Here is a 24,805-nt window from a genome sequence, read left to right on the forward strand (position 1 = left end):
TCAGTGCGCCGTGAACTGCGTCAACCAGTCCAGGTTGGCGTTGAGCGTCCAGGCCGCGGTGCCAGTCTGCCAGCCCGTGTCCAGGCTGTTCTGATTGCTCAGGCAGCCTTTGGCGCGGAAGTAGCAGTGGTCCGCCGAGCCATCCTGCACTTCGCTTTTGAGCACCATGCGCCAGCCGCTGCCGTCCGGCTGCAGGCAGGTGGTGCCGGTACAGGCGTAGCCGCTCACCGCCACGCTGCTGGCCCTCACGGTTGATTGGCTGCCGCCCCCATAGATGTCGTTTTCGCCGTTGATCACGCGCAGCCTGGCTTGAGGCAAGACGCGGTTGCCGTTGCCCACGCAGGCGTTCACGTTGTAGATGATGTAGTTCTTGTGCGCACCGGAGGCGTAGACGGCTTCCACGCGCGAGTCGAAGTTCTTGGACAGGATGCCCAGCAAGGCCCCCTGGCTGAAGCCGCCGACCACGATGCCCTTGCTGCAATCAGCCTGGTCACGTGAGCACAGGGCTGTAACCGCGCTTTGGGCGCTGGCTTGATCGAAGATGCACTTGCTGCGGGTGTTGAGGGTGTTGCAGTAGCCCATGGCCGAGTTGGCGTACTGGATGGTGGCGGCCACATAGCCACGATCGGCCATGCCTTGCACTGCCGCCATGGCCTGGGCGTTGTCATAGGTGTCGCTCGTACCCACCATGTAGATGAACACGGGATGCCGACTTGAGTCGGCAGGTTCCTTGCCTTTGATCTGGTAGGTGGTGTTGCAACTGCTCGATCCACCTTTGTAGGTGCTCGTGAAGTCCGCGGTGGCAGCGCGCGCAGGCAAGGAAAGGGCCAGCAGGGCGGCAGCAAGTGGGGTGATGGCGGCACGGAGGCCACCGAGGCAGAAAAGGTGCTTGAACATGGGCGTCTCCGATTGAAAGTGGCCCATGCTGGCGCGGCTCACCTGACGACGATGTCGGTGGGTCGACAAAATGCGGGTTTGTTTGCCTCGGGCGAACCCGGGTGTGAGGCTGCTTCCTGTTCGCTCAGCGCCTTGCGCGCATGGCGTAGCGTGCCTGCACGAACTCGAAGGCGAACTTGACGGCGTCCTGGATCAACTGCTCGCTGTCCTGGCGCTCTTTCTCGGTCATGTGGAAGGCGAGGTCCACCTGGTGGCGGATGTAGCGAGGCGGCAGGCGATTGAGCGCCACGCAGGCCACGTCCGGCAGGTGATCCTTCTTGAGAAGCGGGTAGTTCGGCGCCAGATCAAGGACCTGGTCCACCACTTGTTTCTCGTAATAGTTGTGCAGGGTTGTGAAGTCGGCGGCCATGGCGATGGTGTCCATCCCTATCGAGACAAACGGCAGTGTCGCCCAGCCCGGCTTTCCTGTGTCGTGAAAAATGGGGCTTTAAGCGCGGCTTGTTGGCCCAATTTCCAGCGGCCTTGATCAGGCGCCGATGCGCTCCAGCACGCGCAGCGAGAAGTCCACGGCCTTGACGTCCTTGGTCAGCTTGCCGATCGAGATGCGGTCCACGCCGGTCACGGCGATGTCGCGGAGTTGGTCCAGGGTGACGCCACCCGAGACTTCCAGCAAAGCCTCGCCCGCAGCCATTTCCTTGTTGATGGCCACGGCCGCACGCATCATGTCGTAGTCGAAGTTGTCCAGCAGGACGCTCAGTGCACCGGCGGCCAGGGCTTCGCGCAGTTCATCGAGGTTTTCTACTTCGACCTGGATGGTGATCTGTTCGCGCTGCGGCGAGGGCTGGGAGGCCACCAGGGCCTGGGCGTTCTTCACGGCGGCCGTCACGCTGCCGGCGGCGGCGATGTGGTTTTCCTTGATCAGGATGCCGTCATACAGGGCCAGGCGCTGGTTGGCGCCACCACCGATGCGCACGGCGTACTTCTGCGCCAGACGCAGGCCGGGCAGGGTCTTGCGGGTATCGAGCACCACGCAACCACGCGGGTTGGGCGAGGCGCCTTCGATCGCCTTCATGTGGCGATGGGTGAGGGTGGCCACGGCCGACAGCGTCTGCAGGAAGTTGATGCCCGGACGCTCGGCCGTCAGCATGGCGCGTGCATCGCACTCGATCAGGCACACCTCGGTGTCAGGCGACATCAGGGTGCCTTCCGCATAGGCCCAGGTGATGCTGGCTTGGGGGTCGAGCTTGAACAGGCAGGCCTCGAACCAGTCGCGGCCGCACAGCACGGCCTCTTCACGCACGATCAGGCGCGACTTCACGCGCTGGCCGGCGGGTACCAGTTGCGCAGTCCAGTCGCACACGCCGACGTCTTCGAACAGGGCGTCGCGCACATTGCGTTCGCGGGCTTCTTGCAGGGTCTCGTTGTGGTCAAACATGATGGATCGATACCGATGAGTCAGGCCGCGCCGATGTTGGGCACGAAGCCTTGCGCGGGTTTGGTGATGGCGGCCGGGTTTTTCGAGACGAAGTCCAGCATCCGGTCGATGCAGCCATGGGCCTTCACGCGGATGGCTTCTTCCACCGTGATCTCGCCCACGCCCTTTTCCAGGCAGTCCAGCACGCCTTGCAGGCCATTCATGGCCATCCAGGGGCAGTGCGCGCAGCTCTTGCAGGTGGCGCTGTTGCCGGCCGTCGGGGCTTCGATCAACACCTTCGTGGGCGCCATCTGGCGCATGCGGTGCAGGATGCCGTTGTCGGTGGCCACGATGAACTCGGGCGCGTCGGACTCGATCACGGCCTTGAGCAATTGCGAGGTCGAGCCCACCACATCGGCCTGGGCCACCACGCTCTCGGGTGATTCAGGGTGCACCAGCACCAGGGCCTTGGGGTGATCCTTCTTGAGCAGATCCAGCTCCAGGCCCTTGAACTCGTCGTGCACGATGCAGGCGCCGTTCCACATCAGCATGTCGGCGCCGGTTTCCTTCTGGATGTAGCGGCCCAGATGGCGATCGGGTGCCCACAGGATCTTCTCGCCTTGTGCCTTCAGGTGGTTGACGATGGACAGGGCGCAGGAGCTGGTCACCATCCAGTCGGCGCGGGCCTTCACGGCGGCGCTGGTGTTGGCATACACCACGACCTTGCGATCCGGGTGGGCGTCGCAGAATGTGATGAAGTCGTCGGCCGGGCAGCCCAGATCGAGCGAACAGGTGGCGTCCAGATCGGGCATCAGCACGCGCTTGTCGGGGCTCAGGATCTTGGACGATTCGCCCATGAACTTCACGCCGGCCACGATCAGGGTCTGGGCGCTGTGGTCACGGCCAAAGCGCGCCATCTCCAGGGAGTCCGACACGCAGCCACCCGTTTCCTGCGCCAGATCCTGCAGGTCGCCGTCGACGTAGTAGTGGGCCACGAGCACGGCATTGCGCTCTTTCAGCAGGGTTTTGATGCGCGCCTTGATGTCAGCCTTGGCGTCTGCACTCAGCGGGGCAGGCACCTTGGCCCAGGCGTGGGCCGTGCAGGTGGCGCCGGTGGCGTCCTGCAGGTCATAGTCATACGAGACGGTGTTGGCGTCAGTGTGGGCGGAGCTCATGGTGTCGAACGGGAAAGTCGCTTTCTATCGGCCCAGGCTACCAGTTCGCACGATAACCATATGGCGTAGAAGGCAAAGATGATGTCGCTGAGGAAGTGGCCACCTTGCAGCATGCGGCCAAAGCCCACCGCGGCGCCTGTCACCGTGCCGATCAGCAGCCAGCGGCGGCGCCACACGGGGCCGCAGGTCAGGCCCAGGCTCATCAGGGCAAAGCCAGCGGCGGCATGGCTGCTCACGAAGCTGCGATGGTTGGCGGTATCGTCGCCCGGCGTGAAAGGGCCATGATAGGCCTCGGTACCGCCAAACTGCACGACCTGAACGGGGCGAGGGCGGCCCATCAGGCCTTTGCACAGTCCTTCGATCACCAGCCCGTTGCCGAGCAGCGCGCAGCACACGGTCATGGTCGCGAGGTGTCGCCAGGGGCCCATCGCCTTGCGGGCCTGTTCTTCTCGCCCGGTCTTGTGCAGGACGCGGGCGATCAAGGGGGCCAGCATGGCAAACAGCGCCAGTACCAGCACCAGGCCACGGCCAATCAGGGGCGTCCAGTCATAAAGGGCGCGCACCACCACGTCATCACGGTGGAAGAAGCCCTGCTCGGCGTTCCAGTAGTTCACCGACACCAGCAAATCAAGGCCCGGGAACTGCGCAAAGGTGGCGAGCGAGAAGAACAGGCCTGCCCAGATCAGCCGGGTGTCCAGCTCATCGGGGTCCTGCTCTTGAAGATGACGTCTAGAACGGCGTCTGGTCTCACTGATCATCAGTTGTAGAGGGCTTGTCGGCACCACTTTGTTCCAGATAGGTCTTCTGGTCATAGCCCAGGAATCCGCGCAGGAAGAAGAGGTGCATCTCGACGTTGCGATCAGGACCGACCGCAATCGACGTGGATTTCATGTGGCGGATGATGGCAAAACGCTTGGTGATCTCATCCGGCTTGGGATTGCTGGTCAGCAGCAACACGTCTGCACCCACCTTGTTGGGCAGGCTGCGCGTCATCTCATAGTGGTCCTGGCGTTGCTGCTTGGGGTTCCATGCGAGCGTCTGCACGTTGTAGCGGCGCCAGTGGTAGGCGGCTTCCGTGATGAACAGGCGCGAGTCGGTCAAAACCGGCAGGCCGGTGACCACAGGGTCTTCCAGTTCGGGGGCCAGGTCGGCAAAGGCTTCCTGCCAGCCACGCATGCGCACGAGCACGTCGTACTTGGATGGCAAGGTCGGGCCCACCACATCACGCAAATGCAGGGTGATGGAGGTCAGGATCAGGTTGCTGGCCAGCACGGCGATCAGCCAGTTGGCCGGACGCGGCGCGGCCAGGGGCACCAGCGGTGCACTCAGGCGCGAGGCGATCAGCAAGGTGAAGCCAACCATGGAGGGGGCCGCCCAGTTCACGTGCGCATCGGCATACAAGGCCTGCACGATGGCGATGGCCTGCAGAGGGATGCTCATGGCCCACAGGAAACGATAGCTGGACACCGAGGCCAGGTAGTAGGCCGAATTACGCACCACGGGGCGCTTCGCAGCCTGCTCACCTTGCCCGCCAGGCTGGCTGGGCATCGTGGCCTGGGTCGAGTTCTTCCACTGGCTGGGGGGCATCATCTGGCTGGACGCGGCCCACTGGCTGGTGGGGGCCGTGTTGCCAGGCATGCTGGTGCCAGGGGCAGGCTGACGCTTGTACAGCCAGAGGCCTGCGATCACGGCCACGGGGCCGAGCATCAACACCTGACCGGCCAGGAACACCAGCGTGGGCAGAATGCCGCCTGAGCGATCCGATTGCGCCGTCAGTTCGACCGTGTGCTGCAATGTCGGGAAGCCATTGGCGGCATTCCACATCAGGTTGGGCGACAGCAGCGCCAGTGCCACGATCATGGCGACCCAGGGGCCTGGGCGCAACAAGCCGCGTTGCGGGCCATGCACGGCCCACAGCGTCCAGATGGCGGTGATGGCAAAGGCTGCCATGGTGTATTTGCCCATCAGGCCCACGCCGCAGGCCACACCCAGAAGCACCCAATGGCTCATGCGATTGGTGACCTGCGCACGCCACAAGGCCCAGGAGGCCAGCGTCCAGCACAGGATGAGCGGCGCATCGGTTGACGCGAACATGCCCATGAGCCCGACCATCGGGATGGTCATGAACAGGGCCGCCGCCACCATGCCCGTGCGCACGCCGCTGCTGGTTGGCCACAGCGCGCGAGCCAGGCCCACCATGCACAAGGCCGTTGCGGGGTACAGCAGCATGGTCAGGGCCTTCACGCCCAGCACACCGGAGCCGAACAAGGTCGTGCTCAGCCAGATCAGGCCGGCGATCAGCGGTGGCTTGGAGAAGTAACCCCAGGCCAGGTGCTTGGACCAATCCCAGTACTGGGCTTCGTCAAAGAACAGCGAGATGCCGGAGTGACGAACCACCCACAAACGATAGGCGAACAGCACGGCTACCAGGGCCAGCAGTTTCCACATGCGAGGGCCCCAGATCTTGGGCCAGCGTTGTCCTGATGGACGTTTCGCCACCGGTGCAGCGCCGGTGGAAACAACAAGAGCATTGGTGGGTTGGTTCATGGTGTGTGGTCAATGACAACAACAAACAACGTCAATGGGTCTGATGCCAGGCGGTGTCGGCATTCAGGTGCGGCGCTTCACTGGTGTGATACGGCGCCACGTCGCCACGGTCGTAATAAATGCGGATCAGCAACTCGGCCAGCACGCCTGTGGTGAGGAACTGCAACCCACCCAGCACGCAGAAGAAACCCAGCCAGAGCAGCGGTCGCCCGCCGATGTTCTCGCCCATGATTTTCAGCACGGCGAGGTAACTCAGAATCAGGCCGCCCACCAGGCCGACGGCCAGGCCTACGCCGCCGAAGAAGTGGCCAGGGCGACCGGAAAAGCGCAGGAAGAAGTTCACGGCCAGCAAGTCCAGCACCACGCGCAAGGTGCGCGAGATGCCGTATTTGGATTCACCGCGCGTACGCGCATGGTGGCTAACAGGTTCTTCGGCCATGCGCGCAGGCGAGGTCACGGTGGCCATCCATGCAGGGATGAAACGGTGCATCTCACCATACAGGCTCACGCGCTTGAGCACGCTGGCGCGGTAGGCCTTGAGGCTGCAGCCCAGATCCTGGAACTCCAGTTGCGTGATCTTGCGGATCAGACGGTTGGCAATGCGTGAAGGCACCTTGCGCAGCCACAGGCCATCCTGGCGGTTCTGACGCCAGCCGGCGACCAGGTCCAGGTCCTCCTTGAGCAGGCGCGCGACCAGTTTGGGGATGTCCTTGGGGTCGTTTTGCAGGTCACCGTCCAGGGTCACGATGACGTCACCACGGGCAGCATCAATGCCGGCCTGCATGGCGGCCGTCTGGCGGAAGTTGCGCCACAGGTGGATGGGGCGCACGTGGGGGCCGCGCAGGCGAGCCTGTTCATCGAGTGCCTGTTGTGTGCCGTCGCGGCTGCCATCGTTGACGATGATCAGTTCCCATTCGAAGGGGTAGTTGCCCAAAGCATCGTGAACGGCCGTGACGAAGGGTTCGACGTTGTCGACTTCGTTGTACATCGGCACGACCACGGTCAGGCGGTGGTTGGGCACGGCATCGGTAGAGACGGGCTTGGCCGTCGGGGCAACAGTCATGACTTCACTTTCTCGCAAACAAACCCGCCCCTGCTAGTCAGGATGACGAGCAGAGGGCGTACCCTGACGCGCACGGGGCTGGTTGGCCCAGGACAAAACAGATGCCAGTGCGCCCGCCAGGACAGCGCACAGCAGAAAACAGACATGCAGAGCCAGCGCCGCGCTCACCGCGTGCGACAGGGCTGCCGATTGTGCCGGCAGATGGGCGGCCATGCCGGCCCAGACGCCCGCCTCGTAAGTGCCAAAGCCCGCCGGCCCCTGCAGCGGCACGATGGCCGCCAATTCTCCACCCAAAGCACCCGCCCAGGAGGTCAGCCACGGTGCGGTGCTGACAGCTGACAACAAGCAGGCGCCGGCAGCCAGTTTCAGACTCCAGTTGGCCAGCGTGGCCAGCCAGGCCAGCGGGTGGTGATGTTCGGGCTCCAGCAGCGCTTGCCTGAGTTTGAGCATCAAGCTGGCCAGTTTGCCTGTAGCCGGCTCATCGGCATGACGGGCAAACCACGTGCGTGACAGGTAACCCAGGGTCAGCCAGCCCGCCCACATGGCGGCAAAGCCTGCACCACGCAGCCAAAGCGACAGGCCCGGCCACAACAGCAAGCCCAGCACGGCCAGGATCACAACATCCTGCACGCGCATCCAGAGCAGGCAGGCCACGGCACGCGTCACCGGCATGCCCAGTTCGCGCGAGGCCAGCCAGGGAAAACTCAGCTCGCCAGCACGCATGGGCAGCAGATTGATGGCGGCGTTGTGCATGAGGATCACACGCAGGGCATCGGTGCGCACGCCCAGCCAGCGATGCGGTGCCTTGTGATGGCCTTCCAGATTGAGCACAACCTGCAGGCGGGCAGCGCGCAGCACATAGCTGACGAGCAAACCGCCCAGCGTGATGACCCAGGTCGGCCAGCTCGGGCGGGTGAAAGCCTGCGCCACTTGCTCGAACGGGGTGCGCGACAGCAGCCAGACGAGCAAACCCAGCCCCAGGCCCCAGGCCAGGCCCTTTTTGAGCAGGCCACCACGAACCGCACCGGACTGGGCGGGGGTGTCAGTGGCAGATGCGCTGGGTGGTGGCGTCACAGGATCGGGGTATGGCGGACAACCCGCCATTGTCCTGCAACTTGATGCCGGTCTGAAACCGCACCCCCTGAAACGACGGTGGCGCACCCTGGGGTGCGCCACGCGATGGAAGGAAATCTTGGTATCAGTTGCCGTATCGTGGTATCAGATACAGGCCGGGATCAGTGTGCGCCTTCGCGGAACAAGACCACGCTGACGGTTTCGAACAGGATCAGCAGGTCGAGGAACAGCGAATTGTTCTTGACGTAGTACAGGTCGTACTGATGCTTGTGCAGCGCGTCTTCAACCGATGCACCGTAGGCATAACGAACCTGGGCCCAACCGGTCACGCCTGGCTTCACGCTGTGGCGCACGTCGTAGAAGGGGATCTGTTCCTTCAGCTGGGCCACAAAGGTGGGGCGCTCGGGGCGAGGGCCAACCATGCTCATCTCGCCAGCCAGCACGCTGAACAACTGGGGCAGCTCGTCTATGCGGGTCTTGCGGATGAAGGCGCCCACGCGGGTGATGCGCGAGTCATTCTTGGAAGCCCAGACAGCCACGCCGTCCTTTTCGGCGTCAGTGCGCATGCTGCGGAACTTCAGGCACATGAAGCTCTTGCCGCCCAGGCCGACACGTTCCTGACGATAAATGATCGGGCCGTCGCTTTCCAGCTTGATGGCCAGCATGGTCAGCAGCATCACGGGCGAGGCCAGCAGCAGGAGGAAGCCGGAGGTGATCACGTCAAACGCGCGCTTGACGATGATCCGGCCACGACCTTGAGCGAAACCGCGGCCGTAGACCAGGAAGCTGGCCTTGAGGCTGTCCACAGGCACTTCGCCAGTGGTTTGTTCGTAGAAGGCGGCCAGGTCCATCACGGGGATGCCCTGGATGCGTGCCGACAGCAGTTGGTCCATGGGCACGTTGCCGCCGCGCTGTTCCTTGACCGCCACGATGATCTGGTTGATGTCGTGCTTGTTGACGATCTCGTCGATCGAGGTGGCGCGGGGGAAGATGTTGAAACGCTTGTCTTCGGCAGGCAGGACGGACTCACCAGCGGGGTAGAAGCCGATCACGGAGTGGCTGCGCAGGCGGCGAGACTTCAGGTCGGTGGCCACGGCGTGGGCTTCGTTGCCCGTGCCGACGATCAGGATGCGCTGCTGGACCAGCGCGCCGCGCCAGGCCGACATCAGCAGGCCGCGAACAATCAGCAAGCCGATCATCAGGTAGGCCACGGCGAAGCCCATCAGTTGGTGAGCCTGGCTGCCGTCTACAACAGTCTTGACAGCCAGTTGGTAGGCGATGGGGGCGCCCAGGAGGCAACCCAGCACGGCGCGGCCGAGTTTGGCGCGAGTCGTCTTGCGTTCGGAACCTTCGCGATAGACGCCCACCAGGCCGCAGTGCAGGGGGATGAGGAGCGCGAAGCCCAGGCCGGAGCGCAAGGCGCTGGACATGCCCATGGACACGCTGGCGTCTCCGTAGAGATGAGCGATGGTCAGGGCACCCAGCACGATGGCCAGGAAGCTCGTCAGACTGTCTGCAAGCAGTTCAGCCAACGTCGCAATCGAAATGTGATGCTGAAAAACCCGGAACATGATCGCCTCTCAAAGAGACCAGGCCGCTGCAACAAGTGCGACAACCCAACCCAAAGTAGTAAGTTTTTGTAATGGGGGGATTGTCTTCGCACCGGTCGGGTGGCATAACCCTGCGTTCAAGGGGGACCACCCTAAAACTGGGGGGGCAAAGTGACTTTGGTCGTCGCGCCAAACACTAAGCCGATACCGCTTGTCGACCTTTATGTGCATTTTTTAACAATTGCAAGGTCAAACGGGTCGGAGAAACATTCCAGGGTGCAAATCTGGGTAATTGGAAAATATCACTTTCCCGAGTGGCAACGCCCCAGGCGGTACTGACTGCAGCACGGTATCCCGCTTCTTTGACCAAATCCCGGTGTTCACGGGTGTAGTCCGTGTTGGGGCGGCCGTTCGGGTAGGCGAAAAGGGAGGGCGTGCTGCCGGTGATATCACGCAGGGCCTGTCTGTTTCGGACGATGTCTTCGCGCGCCTCGTCCAGACCAATTTTGGTCAGTATCGGGTGAGTATGTGTGTGCCCACCTATCGCCATGCCGTGTGCAGCGAGGTCCTTGACCTGTTCTGGGACCATCATCAACGGTGGACGGGCATTTTGTCCGGCACAGGCTTCCCACAGACGGTCGCAGGTGGCCTGACGTTGCGCCAGGGGTAAATATTTGACGAATTGAACCAGTTCCTTGCTCAACCCCTGCTTCTCGGCGATATTGCTGACCGGCCTCATGCCCAGCCCCAGCCAGCTGAGGTCGAGATGGGGGCCTTGGGCGCGTCGAATCGCTTCAGTCACGACATCGTTGAACATCAAGCCGTTGCCCAGGTAGCCCGTACAGATGAAAAAAGTGGCAGGCAGGCGGTGGCGGCGCAAGATGGGCAGAGCCACGGAGTGGTTGTCTTCATAGCCGTCATCAAAGGTGATGCTCAGGGCCCGCCTGGGCAGCTTGCCTTGTTCCAGCATGTCGAGCGCATCTGGCAGCGGCAAGACGTTGAAGCAACTCCGCGCTGCAGTCATGTGCCCATCAAAACTGGCCGCATCGATCTGATCGGGTGGCTGCAGGGGGTCCGCCTGAGGCAGCACGCGATGGTAGGTCAGGACAGTCAGGCAACCACTGGCGCCGCCGGGTGACAGGAACCCTCCAGCTCCGATGAATGCAAGTGAGGTCAATGGCATGGGGTGACGGCGCAGGCAAAACGTGTAAATTTGTAAACATGATAGCGGCTGCCCGCCGCTTTGCATGCCCCTACCTGAATGGGTTAACGTCAGATGTCACTGATTGGCACGTGCGTCAGGCAGGGTTGGTCAACTGCTCTCTGGGTGCCCGTTGTTTCCACCATGCGGCAAGATGCTCGGTGGTGCGGCTGGCCGTGAGACCATCCCAGAACTTGGGCAGACGACCCTTCTTGCCGCCACCCCTGAGTATTTCGGCCACGGCGCGGTGAATCAGGCTGCTGTTGCAGCCCACCGCGATGTTGGTGCCTTGCTCGACCGTGATGCGCCGCTCGGTGTAGTTGTGCAAGGTCAGGCAGGGCACGCCAAGGATGGTCGACTCTTCCTGAACGGTGGACGAGTCGGTCAACACGCAGGCAGCGGTGCCGATGAGGCCGATCATCTTGTAGTAGGGCACCACGGGGAGCACGCCCAGTTGCGCACCATCAACGCCAGCCAGCAGATGATGCTGGTTGATCAGGCGTCGGGTGGCCTCGTTGGTTACCCAGATCATGGGCAGATCCCGGCTGATGGACTTCAGGATGGCCGTCAGCTCGATCAACGGTTGCAGTTCGGTGCCGATGCCGCCGCCATGAAGATGCACGATGCCGTAGCCTTGCTTGTTCTTGAGCAGTTCGGGCGACTGGTCGAACTGGCGCAAGGTGTACTTGGGCGGCGAGGCTTGCGGCAGCATGGCCCGGACCGTGTCCATGACCAGATTGCCCACAAATTGCACGCGATCGGCAGAAATGCCTTCTCGCGTGAGGTTGTCGTGCGCCACCCACTCGGAGGTCAGCAACAGGTCGGCCATGTGGTCACACATCATGGCGTTGATTTCCTGCGGACGAGACCGGTCGAAGCTGCGCAGGCCAGCCTCCATGTGGATGATGGGCACGCCTTGCCGATGGGCGGCCAGGCTGGCCATCAGTGCTGCATCGTCGCCACCCTGCACGATGAGTGCGGCCGGGTTGTACTCGTGGAGCAGGTGATCAAGTTGCCGCAAGCCATCGGCCATCTGGCCCACAGGCGTGGCTGGCGGGACGCGCAGCACGAAATCGGGTTCGCGCAGGCCCAGGTGTTCGCTCCAGTCACCACTGAGTTCGAACTGTCCGGGTGCATTGATCACCAGCAGCTTGAGCGCAGGCAGGTCGGTGCGTGTGGCGAAGGCCTTCTGAAGTGCCGCAGCCCGGATGCAACCCGTGCGAGAGCCTGCCACCATGAGGAAGGCATGCGTGCGCGGGCCCCGTACGGTGGCTGGATTGAGCAACTCATTGCTGAACTTCGGCGTTTCCAGGGGCGCTTCGACGCTGTCGGTCAGCGTGGGCATCACCAGGGGGCGCTGCGGTTCGGGCAGGTTGACGGCGGTCGGCGCGATGCTGTGGCTGTCGACACGCGTGAGCGTGGGTTCGCCTATCTCCGCACGGATCTCCATGGCGATGCGGGCCACGTCAGCGGAGGTGATGTCATGGCCTTCTGCCAGGAATGTGGCCAGCAGCAGCCGGTTGCACAACAGGTTGATGCGACGAGGAATGCCCGACGTCCACTGGAAGATCTCGTCAAAGGCGTCGTCGTCGAAATGCGGGTGATCGTTCCAGCCGACCTTCTTGAGGCGGTGCTCGATGTAGCGACGCGTTTCGCTGCGGTCCATGGGGCCGAGGTGATACGAGGCGATCACGCGCTGGCGCAACTGCTCGAGGCTGCGCGACAACAGCATGTCGCGCAATTCAGGTTGACCGATCAGGAAGCTTTGCAGCAAGGCCTGGTTGCCGAACTGGAAGTTCGACAGCATGCGCAGTTCTTCAATCGCATCGCGGCTGAGGTTTTGCGCTTCATCGACGATCAGCACGGCACGCTTGTTCTGCGTGGCCAGCAGTGTCAGATAGGCTTCCAGCGTGGCGATCAGCTCTGCCTTGCTTTGCCCCTTGGGCGGGATGCCGAAGGCCGTGATGGTCGAGCGCAACAGGTCGCCGGCTTCCAGTTGGGTGCTCACCAGTTGAGCTGCGACGACCTTGTCATTGTCGATGTCGCTCAGCAAGGTGCGCACGAGCGTGGTCTTGCCGGCGCCGATGTCACCGGTCACCACGATGAAGCCTTCAGCCTGATACAGACCGAACTTCAGGTAGGACAGGGCGCTGCTGTGCCCCCGGCTGTCGAAATAGAAGCTGGGGTCCGGATTGAGCAGGAAAGGGGCCCCGGTCAGGCCGAAATACGACTCATACATCCTGTGTGCATTCTCTAGAAGCGGTACCCCAGTCCCACAAACATCGACGACTCGTCGCTGCTGGTGGTGGATGGCGTGTGCGAGATCTGGTGCTTGAGGCCCATGCTGGCCGTGGCGTCCGATGACAGCGCGGTGTTGAAGGTCGCCCGCCAGGAAAAATCGCGAGACAGGATGGGGGCTTGTCCGTCTGGTGTGTTGACCGCACGTGACCAGCGCAGGCCGCCCGAGATGGTGCTCAGCGGTGTCAGTCGGTGGTTGAGCTGGGTGTCGAAAAAGTATTCCTTGGTGCGCGGTGGCGGCAGCAGGGAGACGGTGGAATCGATCAACAAGGGGTGTGAGCGGTTCAGGCCGGCTGAGAGCGTCAACACGTCGCGGCGCCCCATGACGGCCAGACGCCCGGTCGTGGTTTCTCTCAGCACGGCACCCAGGTCGTAGGCGTCACGTGTGGAACCAATTGTGGTGGGCAGATTGCGAGAAGCAATCAGGTCGGCGACGGCATTCTTCCGTTCGACCGGATTGGTGATGCGCGTCGTCAGCATGGCGTCGTACAGGCTTTGCATCGACGACCCCGCCTGCCAGGTGCCCAGCGACGAGGTGTACGTCTCAGGTTGACGGCGGCTGCTGAACCCCAGGGCAAGCCAGGGCGATCGGTGTGTGGCTTCCACTTGCCAGGCTTTGCCGAAGAAGCGGTCTTCCACCTGGGCCTTGAGCAGCGTGCGCTCACCGGGACGCCACTGGAAGCGTGCGCCCCGAATGGTGTCATCCAGCTTGCGGGTGAGCACCTGCGTGCTTTCCCGGCCGGCAGTCAGGCCCACTTCCAGTTCCGGGCTCAAGGCGTAGAGAACGGAAGCCTTGCCTGATTTCTGCGTGAGGCTGGGGTCGGATTGCCCGGAGATGTGCGTGGTCTGGTAATCCGCATCGAGCTCGTAACCGATGCGTGTGGGCCTGCGCGTCAGCAGCAGGCGATGGTCATCTGCATACGAGTTGGGCCTGGCTGCCAGCGCCGTGCTGTTCTGGGACGACTTCAACCAGGTGCGGCCCAGTCGCGCTTCAACGTGGGTGTCGGCATCCAGCGGGCGGCTGATGTAGGGGCTCAGGCCATAACGCGTGTTGGTGTAGGTGTTGGCGGTGTTGGGCGTCGAGGAACTTGTCGTGGCATTGTTGAAGTTGGCCTGCACCTGCTCGGAGGACACGTTGGCATCCAGGCCCACGCCTTGTCGCAGGATGTCCGTGTGCAGGTTGAGCGCGCCTGACGGCAGGATGCGATCAGGCTGCGTGCCATTTGCATAGTTGACGGCGCTCAGGCGGTACTGGCCCTCAAGCGTGGCGTTGGCGCCCTTGGCTTTCACGTTCACGCCAGCCGTGGCCGTGGTGATCACATCGCTTTGACGCGGGCCGCTGGCGGCTGCATTGACGTTGTCGGTCGACAGGACCTGCAGATCCAGCGTGGGTTGGATTTTGGTTGTTTGTGTCTGCGCCTGGGCCGCGGGCAGCGCGCATCCTCCCGCCAGCAGCAGGCACGCCAGGCTGATGGCGGTCTCAGGGTGCGTAGTAGCCATAAGCACTGGTGCCTTTCGGCCCGCGGTATTTGTTGAGCATGGCCAGTACGACGGGGTGGTTCTCGACCGTTGCAAAAGCCTGCTTGATCGTGCTGGTAGGCGTCTTGCCGGACTCGACCACCATCAGCACCTGGCCCATGTGGGTGGCCAGAACGCGAGACTCCGTGGTCGACAGAACGGGGGGCGTGTCAAAGATGATGACGCGGTCAGCGTACTTGCTGGCCAGCTCTTCCAGCAATTCGTCCATGGTTGCGCTGGCCAACAGTTCGGTCGAGCGGGAGCTTGCCGTGCCCGCTGGCAGCAGTGTCAACTTCGGGATGTTGGTCTTGATCAGGACGTCGGCCAGATCGGTGCCGGGGTGCTCCAGCAGGTCCAGCAGACCCTTCTGTGCGTGCACGCCCATGCGCTCAAGGGCAGATGGGCGAATCACGTCGGCCTCGACCAGCAGCACGGTGTGGTCCAGTTCCATGGCGATGCTGATGGCCAGATTGATGGCTGTTTGCGTCTTGCCTTCGCCAGGGACAGAACTGGTCACCATGATCAGGTTCGCGCGATGGGGGCGCACCGCCGTCTGACCGTGGATGTTTTCCAGCAAAGGGCGCTTGATGATGCGGAACTCTTCTTCGAGTTGCGAGCGGGGGTCTCCGGGCACCATCAAACCGGCGCGGCTCATCCTCAGCAAGTCGAGGTTGACGGTACGGCTGCGTTTGTCACTGCCGGGAGGCAGCACAGGCGGCACGTAGTCAGGCTCGGCGATCATGGAGGCGACCACGTCGGGCGTGAGCGTGTGCAGATCGTCCAGCTCGGCCGACTGGCTTGCCGTGATCGCTGGTGCGACAGTTGGTGCCGGTTGTGCCGCGGCAGGGGGCGGCGCAGCGGTATTGACTGCTGCGGCGGGTGCGGGCGGTGCGGCTTCCGCGGGTGAGCCGGTATTGGCGCCCGAGACGTCAATACCAGCCTGGCGGAGTTGTTCCAGTCGTTTGGCGGCTTGTTCGATCGTGTTCATCTTCTCGCCACCTCAAGGAAGCATGTGCTGCTTGACTGCAATCAACCAGCCCACATTGGCCATCAGGAAGATGGCCATGGCCCCGGCGAAAACGCGGTTGTTGCGGCGCGCCTGCTCGTGGATGGCGGGGCCGACGACCAGCGAGACACTCCCCAGCACCGGGCGTCCGCTGATCTCCTTGAGCTGCCTGGCGTCGTACACCGAAGGGAAAACTTGCGACAGGCCGAATGTGGCTGCTGCGCCGCCAAGCAGAGCAGCAGCAATGGAGGCCAGCGCCACCAGCATGCGGCTGGGTTTGGCGGGGGTGGGCGACACGCGCGGGGGCTCGACGACGCGGAACTCGGCCACCTTGGTCGTCTGGTCGATCTTTTCACCCAGCGAGGCCGATTCCCTTCGCGTCACGAGCTGTTCGTAATTCTTGCGAACCACGTCGTAGTCCCGGTTGAGCTGAGCCAGTTCGGCTTCCACTGCCGGCATGCGGCTGGCCATGGTGCGAGCCTGATCCAGTTGGCCTTGCTGTGCCCCCAACTGGCCTCGCAGCGACGCGACCTTGGCTTCAGCCTCGGCCAGGGTCACGCGAATTTTCTGGAACACCGGGCTGGTGGGGGCGGGCTTCAGCTTGCCGTTGCCAGCTTTGGCGCGGGCGTCCAGTTCGGCGCGACGCTGTTGCTCCAGTTGTGCGATGCTGCGACGCACGGCCACCACATCGGGGTGCTCGTCCGTGTAGCGGCGCATCAGTTCGTCGAGCTGGCGCTTTTGCGCATCCAGACGGGCATCGGTTTCAGCCGTGGGTGATTGCACGGGCAAGCCGCTGGCCTCGGCAGGCATGGTCGGATCTTCGTTGGCCAGTTCCCGACGCAGGGCGTCACGTGCCTGTTCGGCGGCCTGCAGCTCTACACGCAGGCGGGAGACCTCGTCCGAGGAGGTCGACATGCGCGCAAAGTAGTCCTGGTTGGAGGTGCCGGTCAGGCCGAAGTTCTTGATCTTGAAGTCCTTGAGCCGGTTTTCGGCTTCGGTCAGCTTCAGCTCGTAAGACTTGATCTGGTCGTCCAGGAACTGGCGAGCCTGCTCGGAGTCACGCTGCTTGTCCACCACGCCGGATGACACGAACAGGGCCACCAGATCTTCCACCACGCGCTGGGCACGCTGAGGGTTGATGTCGCGGTAGGTGATGGCGAACAGGTTGGCGTCACCTGAGGGCGCTACCTTGATCTCCTTGGTGAAGCGGTCAATGATCTTTTCGCGATCGGCTTCACTGAGGTACTGCAGACCAATGCGTGGGGACTGGATCAGGCGCTCGATGTTGGGGCGGCTGATCAGCGTGCGGGCAATCATGCGGACCTGCTGATCCACGTCCGGCTGAAAGGCCAGACCGTTCATCAGCGGTTTGAGCACGGTTTGCGTGTCGACGAACACGCGCGCTGAGGCTTCGTAGCGGTCTCGCATCACGTAGACCACGCCCGCTCCGAGAAAGGCAATGACCCAGGCAACAGCGACGCCTACCCAGCGCCGCTGCCACATGGCAATCAAAATACTGGAGACTTGCCGGAGAGTATCGTCCATACGGCTGGAAGTACGACTGGGTAATGCCCGTTGGTTTGAATGGATGCGCCGACCGTGTCGGGACGCTGCTGGATATCAGATCCGACTATCAGAACCAGCTTTGGGGCACGATGATGATGTCGCCCGGCTTGATTTCGATATTGGCACTGATGTCGCCACGTTTGAGCAAATCTTTAAGGCGAATGCTGTATTGCTTGCCTTTTTCGGAGCCGCGCACCAGAACGGCGCCATTGCCATCCGCATAATCGGTCAGGCCGCCAGCCTGGATCATCACGTCCAGCAAGGTCATGTTCTGGCGGAAGGGGACGGCCTGGGGTTTGGTCGCTTCACCGACGATGCGAATCTGTTCGGTCGAAATGCCCTGGAAGTTGTTCACGATGACGGTGACCACCGGTTCGCGGATGTACTTCACGAGGGCAGCTTCGATCTCGCGTGACAGATCCGCAGGCTGCTTGCCGGCTGCCATGATGTTTTCAACCAGGGGCAGGGAAATGCGGCCGTCGGGGCGAACTGTGATGTTGGCAGACAGATCGGGGTTGCGCCAGACCACCACGCTCAAGGTGTCCATGGCGCCGATCTTGTAGAGCTGATCAGGTGTGTCGGCATGGGTTGGCGCCGGGGGGTAGCTGCTGAAGCTGCCGCAAGCGCTCAGGCCCAGGGCAACGGCCGCGGCCATGGCCAGGCGGGCCAACGACAAAGGAGAAGAACTGGTCAATCGCATACGCAACCCTCGAAAGTCTATACAGCGTTACCTCGCCGCGAACCGCAGGCACGGCGGAAATCATTCAAGCATAACAGGAGCACACCTTCAACAGGTGCATAACTTGCAGCTCGACTGCAATCTCACCCCTTACTGGGGGTGAGTTGCGAAAAAGTGTCAAGCGTCCTGTTCAATACACGTTTGAGGACGGGGGCGGCCTTTTGCTCGATCAGATTATGAATGAGCCAGGCGCCCGCGAGCATCAGGGCGATCGTTCCCCAGAATATCAGGTGAATATTCAGGTGCCCGTGTGCGTGGTTGAAAATGATATAACCAATATTCTGGTGCAGCAGGTAGAGCGGGTAGGTCAGCGCGCCGGCCGTTATCCAGCGCATCCCGGCCAGTGCGCCAGTTTTTCGCAAGGCAACCAGCAGCAAGATGGCGTAGAAGCTGGTCACCAGCAGGCCGGTGATCACGGGGTCCATTTCCGTGTGGTAGTAATGCCCGAATTCAGCCAGGCCCTTGATGGATTGAATGATCCCCAATATCAGGCTGCACAGAATCATCAGCGCACGCTGAATTGACAAACCCTTGGACCAGACCAGATATATGGTCGCGCCGCCAATAAAGAAGGTGGCGTAGTCTGAAATCAGCAGAAAGCGCAGTTTGCCAATCGGATGCCATTCCAGCGCGATCGTGGCCACCAGCCACGCGATCAGAAAAAACTCCGCGCGGTGAATCTGGCGAATCATCAGCAATATGGTGATGAGCACATAAAACCGGATTTCCAGCGACAGTGACCAGTACACACCGTCAATGGCCGGCGTATGCAGGTAATCGCTGATCATGGTCATGTTGATCAGGTATTGCTTGAAGCTGGCAGCGTAGGTTGGACCGCCCCAGGCGATGCAGACCAGATAGGTGATGGTGCAAGCCGCCCAGAAGGCGGGATACAGCCGGATCACCCGGGAAACAATGAAACCTCGGACGCTGCCGCCGGCTGCTGACATGAGGATCACAAAACCGCTGATCAGGAAAAAGAGCTGAACCCCCAGAAAACCGTACTTGAAAACAGGTGCAAGCCAGGGGTAATTCATGGCGGCCATGTTGTCGGCGGCCATGCCTCGAAAGGCGTAATGAAACAGCAGCACCAGCATGGATGCCACAAATCTCAGCAGGTCAATTTCGTTGACGCGGCCTGGAGGGCGCTTGTCGGTGGGGCTGTGGGGGGTGTCGCTCATGTCGGGCGGCATCCTACCTGCGTCAAGGTGGCGCTTCAATCCATGATTTGGGGGTGCCGCGTTATTGTTCCTGGCGTGTGGGCCTTCAGGGCACAATGTCGGCGCCGCATAAGGCTTGTTGTGTGATTGAAGTGAACGGAATCCGGGGAAAGATGACGGCCAAGAATCTCAAAGTCGCCTTGATGGGGCCTGATATTGACCACCGCCGCAGCCTGGAGGCCATGCTCGGCGCGCAGGTGAAATCACTTTCCTGGATGCCGGACTCGCTCAGCCTGTCCCAAGGCAAGGCGCTGAGCCTGTTCGGGCGTGTCAGGCGAGCCGTGGATCAGCTGACCTATACCCGTGACACCCGTTTTCTGGTGCCGGCCTGCCAGCATCTGGATGAGGGTGGCGCCGACGTGGTGGTGGCCTACTGGGGCACCAACCCGCTGTCGGACATCGTGGCCCTCAAGCGCAAGCGGCCCAAGGTCAAGATCGTGCTGATGGTGCTGTGCTACCCGCTGGCGCTCAACGACGCTGGCGTATCCAGGCAGCATTGGATGATGCGGCATGCTGCCAGATGGCTGGATGGCATCCTTTATGCCAATCCGCAGATGGCGCACTTCTTCGAGACGCAGGTTTTCAAGGCGGGCGGCCCGCGGCCAACGTCTACCGTGCTGTCGCCCTGCTGGCCAGCCTCGTACCAGCCAGGGGCGCGGCCAGCGCCCGCGGCAGACCTTCCCAACATCATTTTTGCGGGTCGCACGGACCTGTCGCACCATACGGTGCATGCGGCCGACGACCTGCGCCCCCTGATGCGCGAGATCCTGGATGCCGGGATCGAGTTGCACCATGGCCGCTCGCCCGAGACCAGTGATGGCCACCCCTTGCGAAAGCCGTTCGATCCGCTGTCTCAGGCTCAGCTAATTGCGAGGATGGCGGCGCACGACGCCAGCCTCATCGCCTACAACACGGACGTCTGCCAGCGTGCCGAGCGTTTTGACCTGACGGTGCCTGATCGCCTGATCACCAGCGTGGCGGCAGGCGTGCCCATCGCCGTCCCCTCCAGGGGCTATACCGGCCCGAAGTCCTACCTCAAGCGCTACCCGGCCGTGTTCGAGTTCGATTCGCCGGCTCACCTGATGAAGCAGTTGCAGGATCGGGGGCGCGTTCAGGAGGCGCGTGACGCGGCCTGGGAGGCGCGGGCGCTTTACACGGCCGAGATGCAGGGTGAGGGCCTGGCCAGTTTCCTGGCATCCCTGCTCTGATCAGGTCGGCTCGGCTGGCAGCCTGGCCAGCCACTTGCGCACATAGGGTGCCAGCCACCCCAATTGCCGAGGCTTGCGCTCCGCCAGTGACAGCAGCATGCGGGCGTCCTTCTGGTGCCACCCACCCACCATCACGCTGGCGGCCATGAATGCCGCGATGTAGATGAAGCCGGCGGCGAACTGGGTCAGGGCTGTGTTCGACCACCACAGCAGAGGCGCCGTGGCGAGCAGACCCAGCAGGCCGGAGATCAGCAGGCCGCGCAGTTCGCGCCAGGGCAGGGTGACATCGAGTTTGCGCACGATGGTGGTTGTGATCACCACCATCACGACGATGCGCGAAATGGCATTGGCCCACACGGCGCCCATCAGGCCGTACATGGGTACCAGCGTGACGGCACAGAACACGCTGATGCCCACGGAGAACAAGGCTACAAAGGCGCGCAGGCGCTGGTTGTCCGTGGTGGTCAGCAAGGCGCCAAAGGCGCTCTCGGCCAGTGTCAGGCCCCCCACCACGACCATGATGCGCAGCACGTTGACCACAGGCTCGTACTTGTCGCCATACATCAGGGCGATGCCGAAGGCGGCCCACAGCAGGCCGATGCCCGCCAGGATCAGGCCCAGGAACACGCAATAACGAATCGCATCCGACAGGATGGTGTTGACCTGCTTCATGCCGCCAGCGCCGTAGGCATGCGCCAGCATGGGCATCAGCAGCGAGGTCAGGCTGGAGGACACCAGCTCCACCCCGCCACGCGTGAGGTTGGTGGCAATCGCGAAGAAGCCCACCTCGGCCGGGCCGATCAGGGAGTTGAGCAGGAAGGTTTCGATGGTCTTGTTGCTCAGCGTGGCCACGGCCACCTGCACGATCGTCCACCACAGGTGGGGCTTGATGCGGTCGATCAGCTCGGGCGAACAAGGCTCGTTGCCCGCGTGGATGCCGTCGCGCTTGAGCATGGGCGCCACCACAAAGACGTGACCGACGCTGATCACCGTGAAAAACAGCAGGTACCAGCTCAGCGGTGACTTGCTCGCCATCAGCACGGCCACACCGATGGTGTAGAGCACGCTCATGATCATCGTGGACCAGGCTTCGACATGGAAGCGCCCGTGTCCCTTGGCCATCGAGACGTCGAACTGGAAGATGGCCTTGGCGACAAAGCTCACCGCCACCACGCCGATGAGCAGGCCCTGGTGGCCCTCCCAGCCGGCGGGCTGGATGAAGGGCAGGGCGATCAGAAAGACGACACACACCGCGGCCAGGCTGAACCATTGGCGTTTGCGCAGCCAGCCGTGCACATTGGCTGCCTCGTCAGGGCGCTCCCGCCCCAGGCATTCCGAGATGAAGCGGATGCCGGATACCCCCAAGCCGTTGTTGCCGATGATGATCAGCAGGCTGGAGAGCCACAGCACGTACACATAGCGCCCGTAGTCCTGTGGCCCCAGTCCGCGGGCAATCAGCGCACTGACCACCAGGCCGAGCGCCACGGTCACGTAGGTGGACGCGGCCATCAGTGCTCCGGCTTTGAATGCAGCGACTCGACTGAAAGGCCTGTTCATGGGGACGTCGTGAAATGGCAAAACGTCGATGTTAGTCGATGCGGCTGGCCACTGGCGGGTGCAGTATCCTCCTGTCCATGGGGTTCGTCGTCTTCCTGATTTATTTGATGCTGATCTACATGCGGCCGATCGAGATGTTCGCGCCGCAGTTGATGGAGCTCAGGCCCATGGTGATCCTGTGGGTCATCGCCTTTGGGGCCGGGCTGGTGTCTTCCTTCAAGCACAAGGAAGAGTTTGCGGCCCGCAAACGCCACATGTGGGTCCTGTGCGGCTTCGTGTTCTGCATCTTCGTGTCCAAGCTGATGGGCAGCGGTTTTGGTGAGGCGATCGACGCCTTGTCCCAGTTCAGCTCGACGGCCTTGTTGTACGTGCTGGTCAGCATGCACGTGAACACGCTGGAGCGCCTGCGGGCAGCTTGCTACGTGATCATGTTCAGCATCTTCGTGCTGTCGATTGCGGCCATTGCTGCGTATCAAACGGGGTACATGCTGGAGCAACTGGTCTATCGCCAGCCGGTGTCCATGGACTCTGCCCTCGTTGCCAAGGATTTGCCGCCCATCCCGGCGGACGACCACTCGGGCGCCTTCATGTACCGTGTGCACAGCGTGGGGTTCTTCGATGACCCCAACGACTTTGCGCAGATGATCGTCTCCTTGCTGCCCTGGCTGGTGTGGCTCTACAAGCCGGGCAAGTGGTTTCGCAACATCTTTGTCGTCGGCATTCCTCTGGCGGTGTTCGGCACGACGATCTTCCTCACGCACTCCCGGGGTTCCCTGCTGGGGATTGCCTCGATGCTGTTCTTCGGTGTGCGCAAGGCTTTGGGGCCCGTCAAGACCGTCATGTTGATCGGTCTGATGGCAGGGGGGGCTGCCGCCAGCGGTTTTCTGGGGGGTCGCAGCCTGTCCACCAAGGAGGAGTCTGCTGAAGGGCGGATCGAGGCCTGGGTGGAAGGGTTCAACATGCTCAGGTCCTCTCCCTTGTTTGGCGTGGGTTACCTCAACTTCACCAATTTCAACTGGCTGACGGCCCACAACGCCTTTGTGTTGTGTTTTGCCGAACTGGGCGTGATCGGCTTTTTCTTCTGGATTGCTTCCATCGTGCTCGCCTTTCAGGCGGCCAACCAGGTGGCGGAAAATGCGCCGGAGGGCAGCGAGATCCGGCAGATGGGGGTGCTCATGCGCGGCTCGCTGGTCGGCTTCATGACCTGCTCCTGGTTCCTGTCCCGCACCTACCAGCCCACGCTGTACGTGTTGCTGGCTTTGTGTGTGGCTTCCTGGCACATCGCGACCAAGTCCAAGGAGGCGGGTGGGGTGGAGGCCGTCACCAAGGACGCCCCTTGGGTGCTGACCACCATCAAGATGATGGTGATCGCCATGTCGGCGGTGCAGGCTTTCATCTTCGTGAATCGCCACTGATCCGGGTGTAGCGAGGGGGTTGGACCCCATGCTAGACTGAAACGTTACAGTTTTGCACGTTGAAAAATGCCACACGCCAGGCGCTGACGTGGGCAACCTTGACCCACCGGAAACATGATGATGGCCCTTGTGATTGTTGGGGTGGCAGTGATGGCTGCGCTGGCTGTGCTGTACCGGGAGGTGCAGAGCAAGAACCTGTTGATCTGGTTCGGCAGCTACTTGCGTCAGGACTGGCGAGCCAGGCCGCAGCCGGGCGTGACGCGCCATCTGATGTTCTGTTTCGTGGATCACTACGAGCCGCGCTGGAAATCGCCCACCTACGAGGTGGAGTGCCAGCGTGTGGCGCGTTGGCGCCAGGACTACCCCAAGCTGTGCGAGGGCCTGAAGGACGCGGATGGCCGCCCACCCGTGCATGGCTTCTTCTATCCGGAAGAAGAGTACCGTCCCGAGCACCTGGATGCGCTGGTCGAGTTGTGCCGCATGGGCCTGGGTGAGATCGATATCCACCTGCATCATGACAATGACACCGATGAAGGCCTGCGCGAAAAGCTGCGCAGTTTCACCAGGACGCTGATCGAGCGTCACGATGCGCTGCCTGTCGACCCTGCAACGGGCAAGGCGCAGTGGTCGTTCATCCATGGCAACTGGTGCCTGGACAACTCGCGTCCTGATGGCCGTTACTGCGGTGTCAACAATGAACTGATCGTGTTGCGTGAAGAGGGCTGCTACGCCGACTTCACCTTGCCTGCAGCCCCCGATGGCTCGCAGACCAGCACCATCAACAGCATCTACTACGCCAAGGATGATCCTTGCTGCCCCAAGTCGCACGACACCGGCAAGCGCGTGAAGGTGGGTGGGCAGACCTGGGGTGATCTGATGATCATTCAGGGGCCTCTGGGCTTCCTGATGAACAACCGCAAGTTCGGCATCCTGCCGCGCATCGAAAACGCCGATATCCGCGCCAGCAGCCCGCCCACACGTGATCGCATCGACACCTGGGTTGAGACGGGTGTGCATGTGGAAGGCCGGCCCGAGTGGGTGTTCGTCAAGATCCACACGCATGGCACGCAAGAGCGCGACATGGATGTGCTGCTGGGCAAGCCCATGCGAGAGGCCTACGAATACCTGCAGACGCGCTACAACGATGGCAAGGACTGGAAGCTGCACTACGTCAGTGCGCGCGAGACCTACAACATCATCAAGGCGGCCGAAGCAGGCAAGGTTGGTGATCCCAACGACTATCGGGACTTCATCATCCAGCGTCCGGCCTTCCGCGCTGGTGCCCATGCTGGTGTGAATGCCGGCGCAAACTGATTGAACGACCTCCGTCAGGTCTCTCGGGAGGGGCTTGGTGGCG

The 24,805-nt window shown here is 62.3% G+C and carries 20 protein-coding genes; 3 read left to right on the forward strand and 17 right to left on the reverse strand.

What is annotated here, in order from left to right; genetic code table 11:
* The 16 genes from VFW93_RS17675 to VFW93_RS17750 form a co-directional block, all read right to left on the reverse strand.
* Nucleotides 1-897 (reverse strand): hypothetical protein, encoded by an 897-nt coding sequence (locus VFW93_RS17675; protein WP_329695268.1) that lies wholly within the window; start codon nt 895-897, stop codon nt 1-3.
* A gap of 124 nt (nt 898-1,021) precedes the next feature.
* Entirely contained in the window at nt 1,022-1,321 is a 300-nt protein-coding gene (locus tag VFW93_RS17680; protein WP_290676256.1) for a late competence development ComFB family protein, read from the reverse strand.
* A gap of 102 nt (nt 1,322-1,423) precedes the next feature.
* The gene (gene nadC, locus VFW93_RS17685) at nt 1,424-2,332 is read right to left on the reverse strand and encodes a carboxylating nicotinate-nucleotide diphosphorylase (RefSeq protein ID WP_329695269.1); all 909 of its coding nucleotides are present in this window, start codon (nt 2,330-2,332) and stop codon (nt 1,424-1,426) included.
* Between the two features lie 20 nt (nt 2,333-2,352).
* Nucleotides 2,353-3,486, reverse strand: a complete 1,134-nt coding sequence (gene nadA, locus VFW93_RS17690) for a quinolinate synthase NadA (protein ID WP_329695270.1) — start codon at nt 3,484-3,486, stop codon at nt 2,353-2,355.
* Nucleotides 3,483-4,244 (reverse strand): phosphatase PAP2 family protein, encoded by a 762-nt coding sequence (locus VFW93_RS17695; protein WP_329695271.1) that lies wholly within the window; start codon nt 4,242-4,244, stop codon nt 3,483-3,485. The genes nadA and VFW93_RS17695 overlap by 4 nt, the downstream gene beginning before the upstream one ends.
* Complete coding sequence (locus VFW93_RS17700; RefSeq protein WP_329695272.1) at nt 4,234-5,934, reverse strand: glycosyltransferase family 39 protein; 1,701 nt, start codon at nt 5,932-5,934, stop codon at nt 4,234-4,236. The genes VFW93_RS17695 and VFW93_RS17700 overlap by 11 nt, the downstream gene beginning before the upstream one ends.
* 130 nt (nt 5,935-6,064) lie before the next feature.
* Nucleotides 6,065-7,096: a glycosyltransferase family 2 protein gene (locus VFW93_RS17705; RefSeq protein ID WP_329695273.1), complete on the reverse strand. Its 1,032-nt coding sequence runs from the start codon at nt 7,094-7,096 to the stop codon at nt 6,065-6,067.
* 33 nt (nt 7,097-7,129) lie between these two features.
* The gene (locus VFW93_RS17710) at nt 7,130-8,170 is read right to left on the reverse strand and encodes a lysylphosphatidylglycerol synthase transmembrane domain-containing protein (RefSeq protein WP_329695274.1); all 1,041 of its coding nucleotides are present in this window, start codon (nt 8,168-8,170) and stop codon (nt 7,130-7,132) included.
* Nucleotides 8,171-8,331: 161 nt separating this feature from the next.
* A complete protein-coding gene (locus tag VFW93_RS17715; RefSeq protein WP_329695275.1) occupies nt 8,332-9,702 on the reverse strand; it encodes a TIGR03013 family XrtA/PEP-CTERM system glycosyltransferase in 1,371 nt (456 codons plus the stop codon).
* A 214-nt stretch (nt 9,703-9,916) separates the two neighbouring features.
* On the reverse strand, nt 9,917-10,903 hold the full coding sequence (locus tag VFW93_RS17720) for a polysaccharide deacetylase family protein (protein ID WP_329695276.1): 987 nt from the start codon (nt 10,901-10,903) through the stop codon (nt 9,917-9,919).
* Between the two features lie 115 nt (nt 10,904-11,018).
* Complete coding sequence (locus tag VFW93_RS17725) at nt 11,019-13,160, reverse strand: XrtA/PEP-CTERM system-associated ATPase (RefSeq protein ID WP_329695277.1); 2,142 nt, start codon at nt 13,158-13,160, stop codon at nt 11,019-11,021.
* A gap of 14 nt (nt 13,161-13,174) precedes the next feature.
* Nucleotides 13,175-14,719, reverse strand: a complete 1,545-nt coding sequence (locus VFW93_RS17730) for a TIGR03016 family PEP-CTERM system-associated outer membrane protein (protein WP_329695278.1) — start codon at nt 14,717-14,719, stop codon at nt 13,175-13,177.
* Nucleotides 14,700-15,725, reverse strand: coding sequence for an XrtA-associated tyrosine autokinase (locus VFW93_RS17735; protein WP_329695279.1), 1,026 nt, complete (start codon nt 15,723-15,725; stop codon nt 14,700-14,702). Before VFW93_RS17735 ends, VFW93_RS17730 begins: the two co-directional genes overlap by 20 nt.
* Nucleotides 15,726-15,737: 12 nt before the next feature.
* Entirely contained in the window at nt 15,738-17,288 is a 1,551-nt protein-coding gene (locus VFW93_RS17740) for an XrtA system polysaccharide chain length determinant (protein ID WP_329695280.1), read from the reverse strand.
* Between the two features lie 88 nt (nt 17,289-17,376).
* On the reverse strand, nt 17,377-18,009 hold the full coding sequence (locus VFW93_RS17745) for an XrtA/PEP-CTERM system exopolysaccharide export protein (protein ID WP_329695281.1): 633 nt from the start codon (nt 18,007-18,009) through the stop codon (nt 17,377-17,379).
* Nucleotides 18,010-18,131: 122 nt separating this feature from the next.
* Nucleotides 18,132-19,229: an acyltransferase gene (locus VFW93_RS17750; protein ID WP_329695282.1), complete on the reverse strand. Its 1,098-nt coding sequence runs from the start codon at nt 19,227-19,229 to the stop codon at nt 18,132-18,134.
* Between the two features lie 152 nt (nt 19,230-19,381).
* Between VFW93_RS17750 and VFW93_RS17755 the strand changes: the two genes are divergently transcribed.
* On the forward strand, nt 19,382-20,476 hold the full coding sequence (locus tag VFW93_RS17755; RefSeq protein WP_329695283.1) for a hypothetical protein: 1,095 nt from the start codon (nt 19,382-19,384) through the stop codon (nt 20,474-20,476).
* On the opposite strand, the gene VFW93_RS17760 is transcribed toward VFW93_RS17755, so the two are convergent.
* A complete protein-coding gene (locus VFW93_RS17760) occupies nt 20,477-21,985 on the reverse strand; it encodes a lipopolysaccharide biosynthesis protein (protein ID WP_329695284.1) in 1,509 nt (502 codons plus the stop codon).
* A 125-nt stretch (nt 21,986-22,110) separates the two neighbouring features.
* Between VFW93_RS17760 and VFW93_RS17765 the strand changes: the two genes are divergently transcribed.
* Both VFW93_RS17765 and VFW93_RS17770 read left to right on the forward strand, forming a co-directional pair.
* A complete protein-coding gene (locus tag VFW93_RS17765) occupies nt 22,111-23,448 on the forward strand; it encodes an O-antigen ligase family protein (protein ID WP_329695285.1) in 1,338 nt (445 codons plus the stop codon).
* 150 nt (nt 23,449-23,598) lie between these two features.
* Complete coding sequence (locus tag VFW93_RS17770; protein WP_329695286.1) at nt 23,599-24,762, forward strand: hypothetical protein; 1,164 nt, start codon at nt 23,599-23,601, stop codon at nt 24,760-24,762.
* Nucleotides 24,763-24,805: the final 43 nt, after the last annotated feature.

It is taken from the genome of Aquabacterium sp. (genome assembly GCF_036279675.1).
In the GTDB taxonomy this organism is placed as follows: Bacteria; Pseudomonadota; Gammaproteobacteria; order Burkholderiales; family Burkholderiaceae_C; genus Aquabacterium.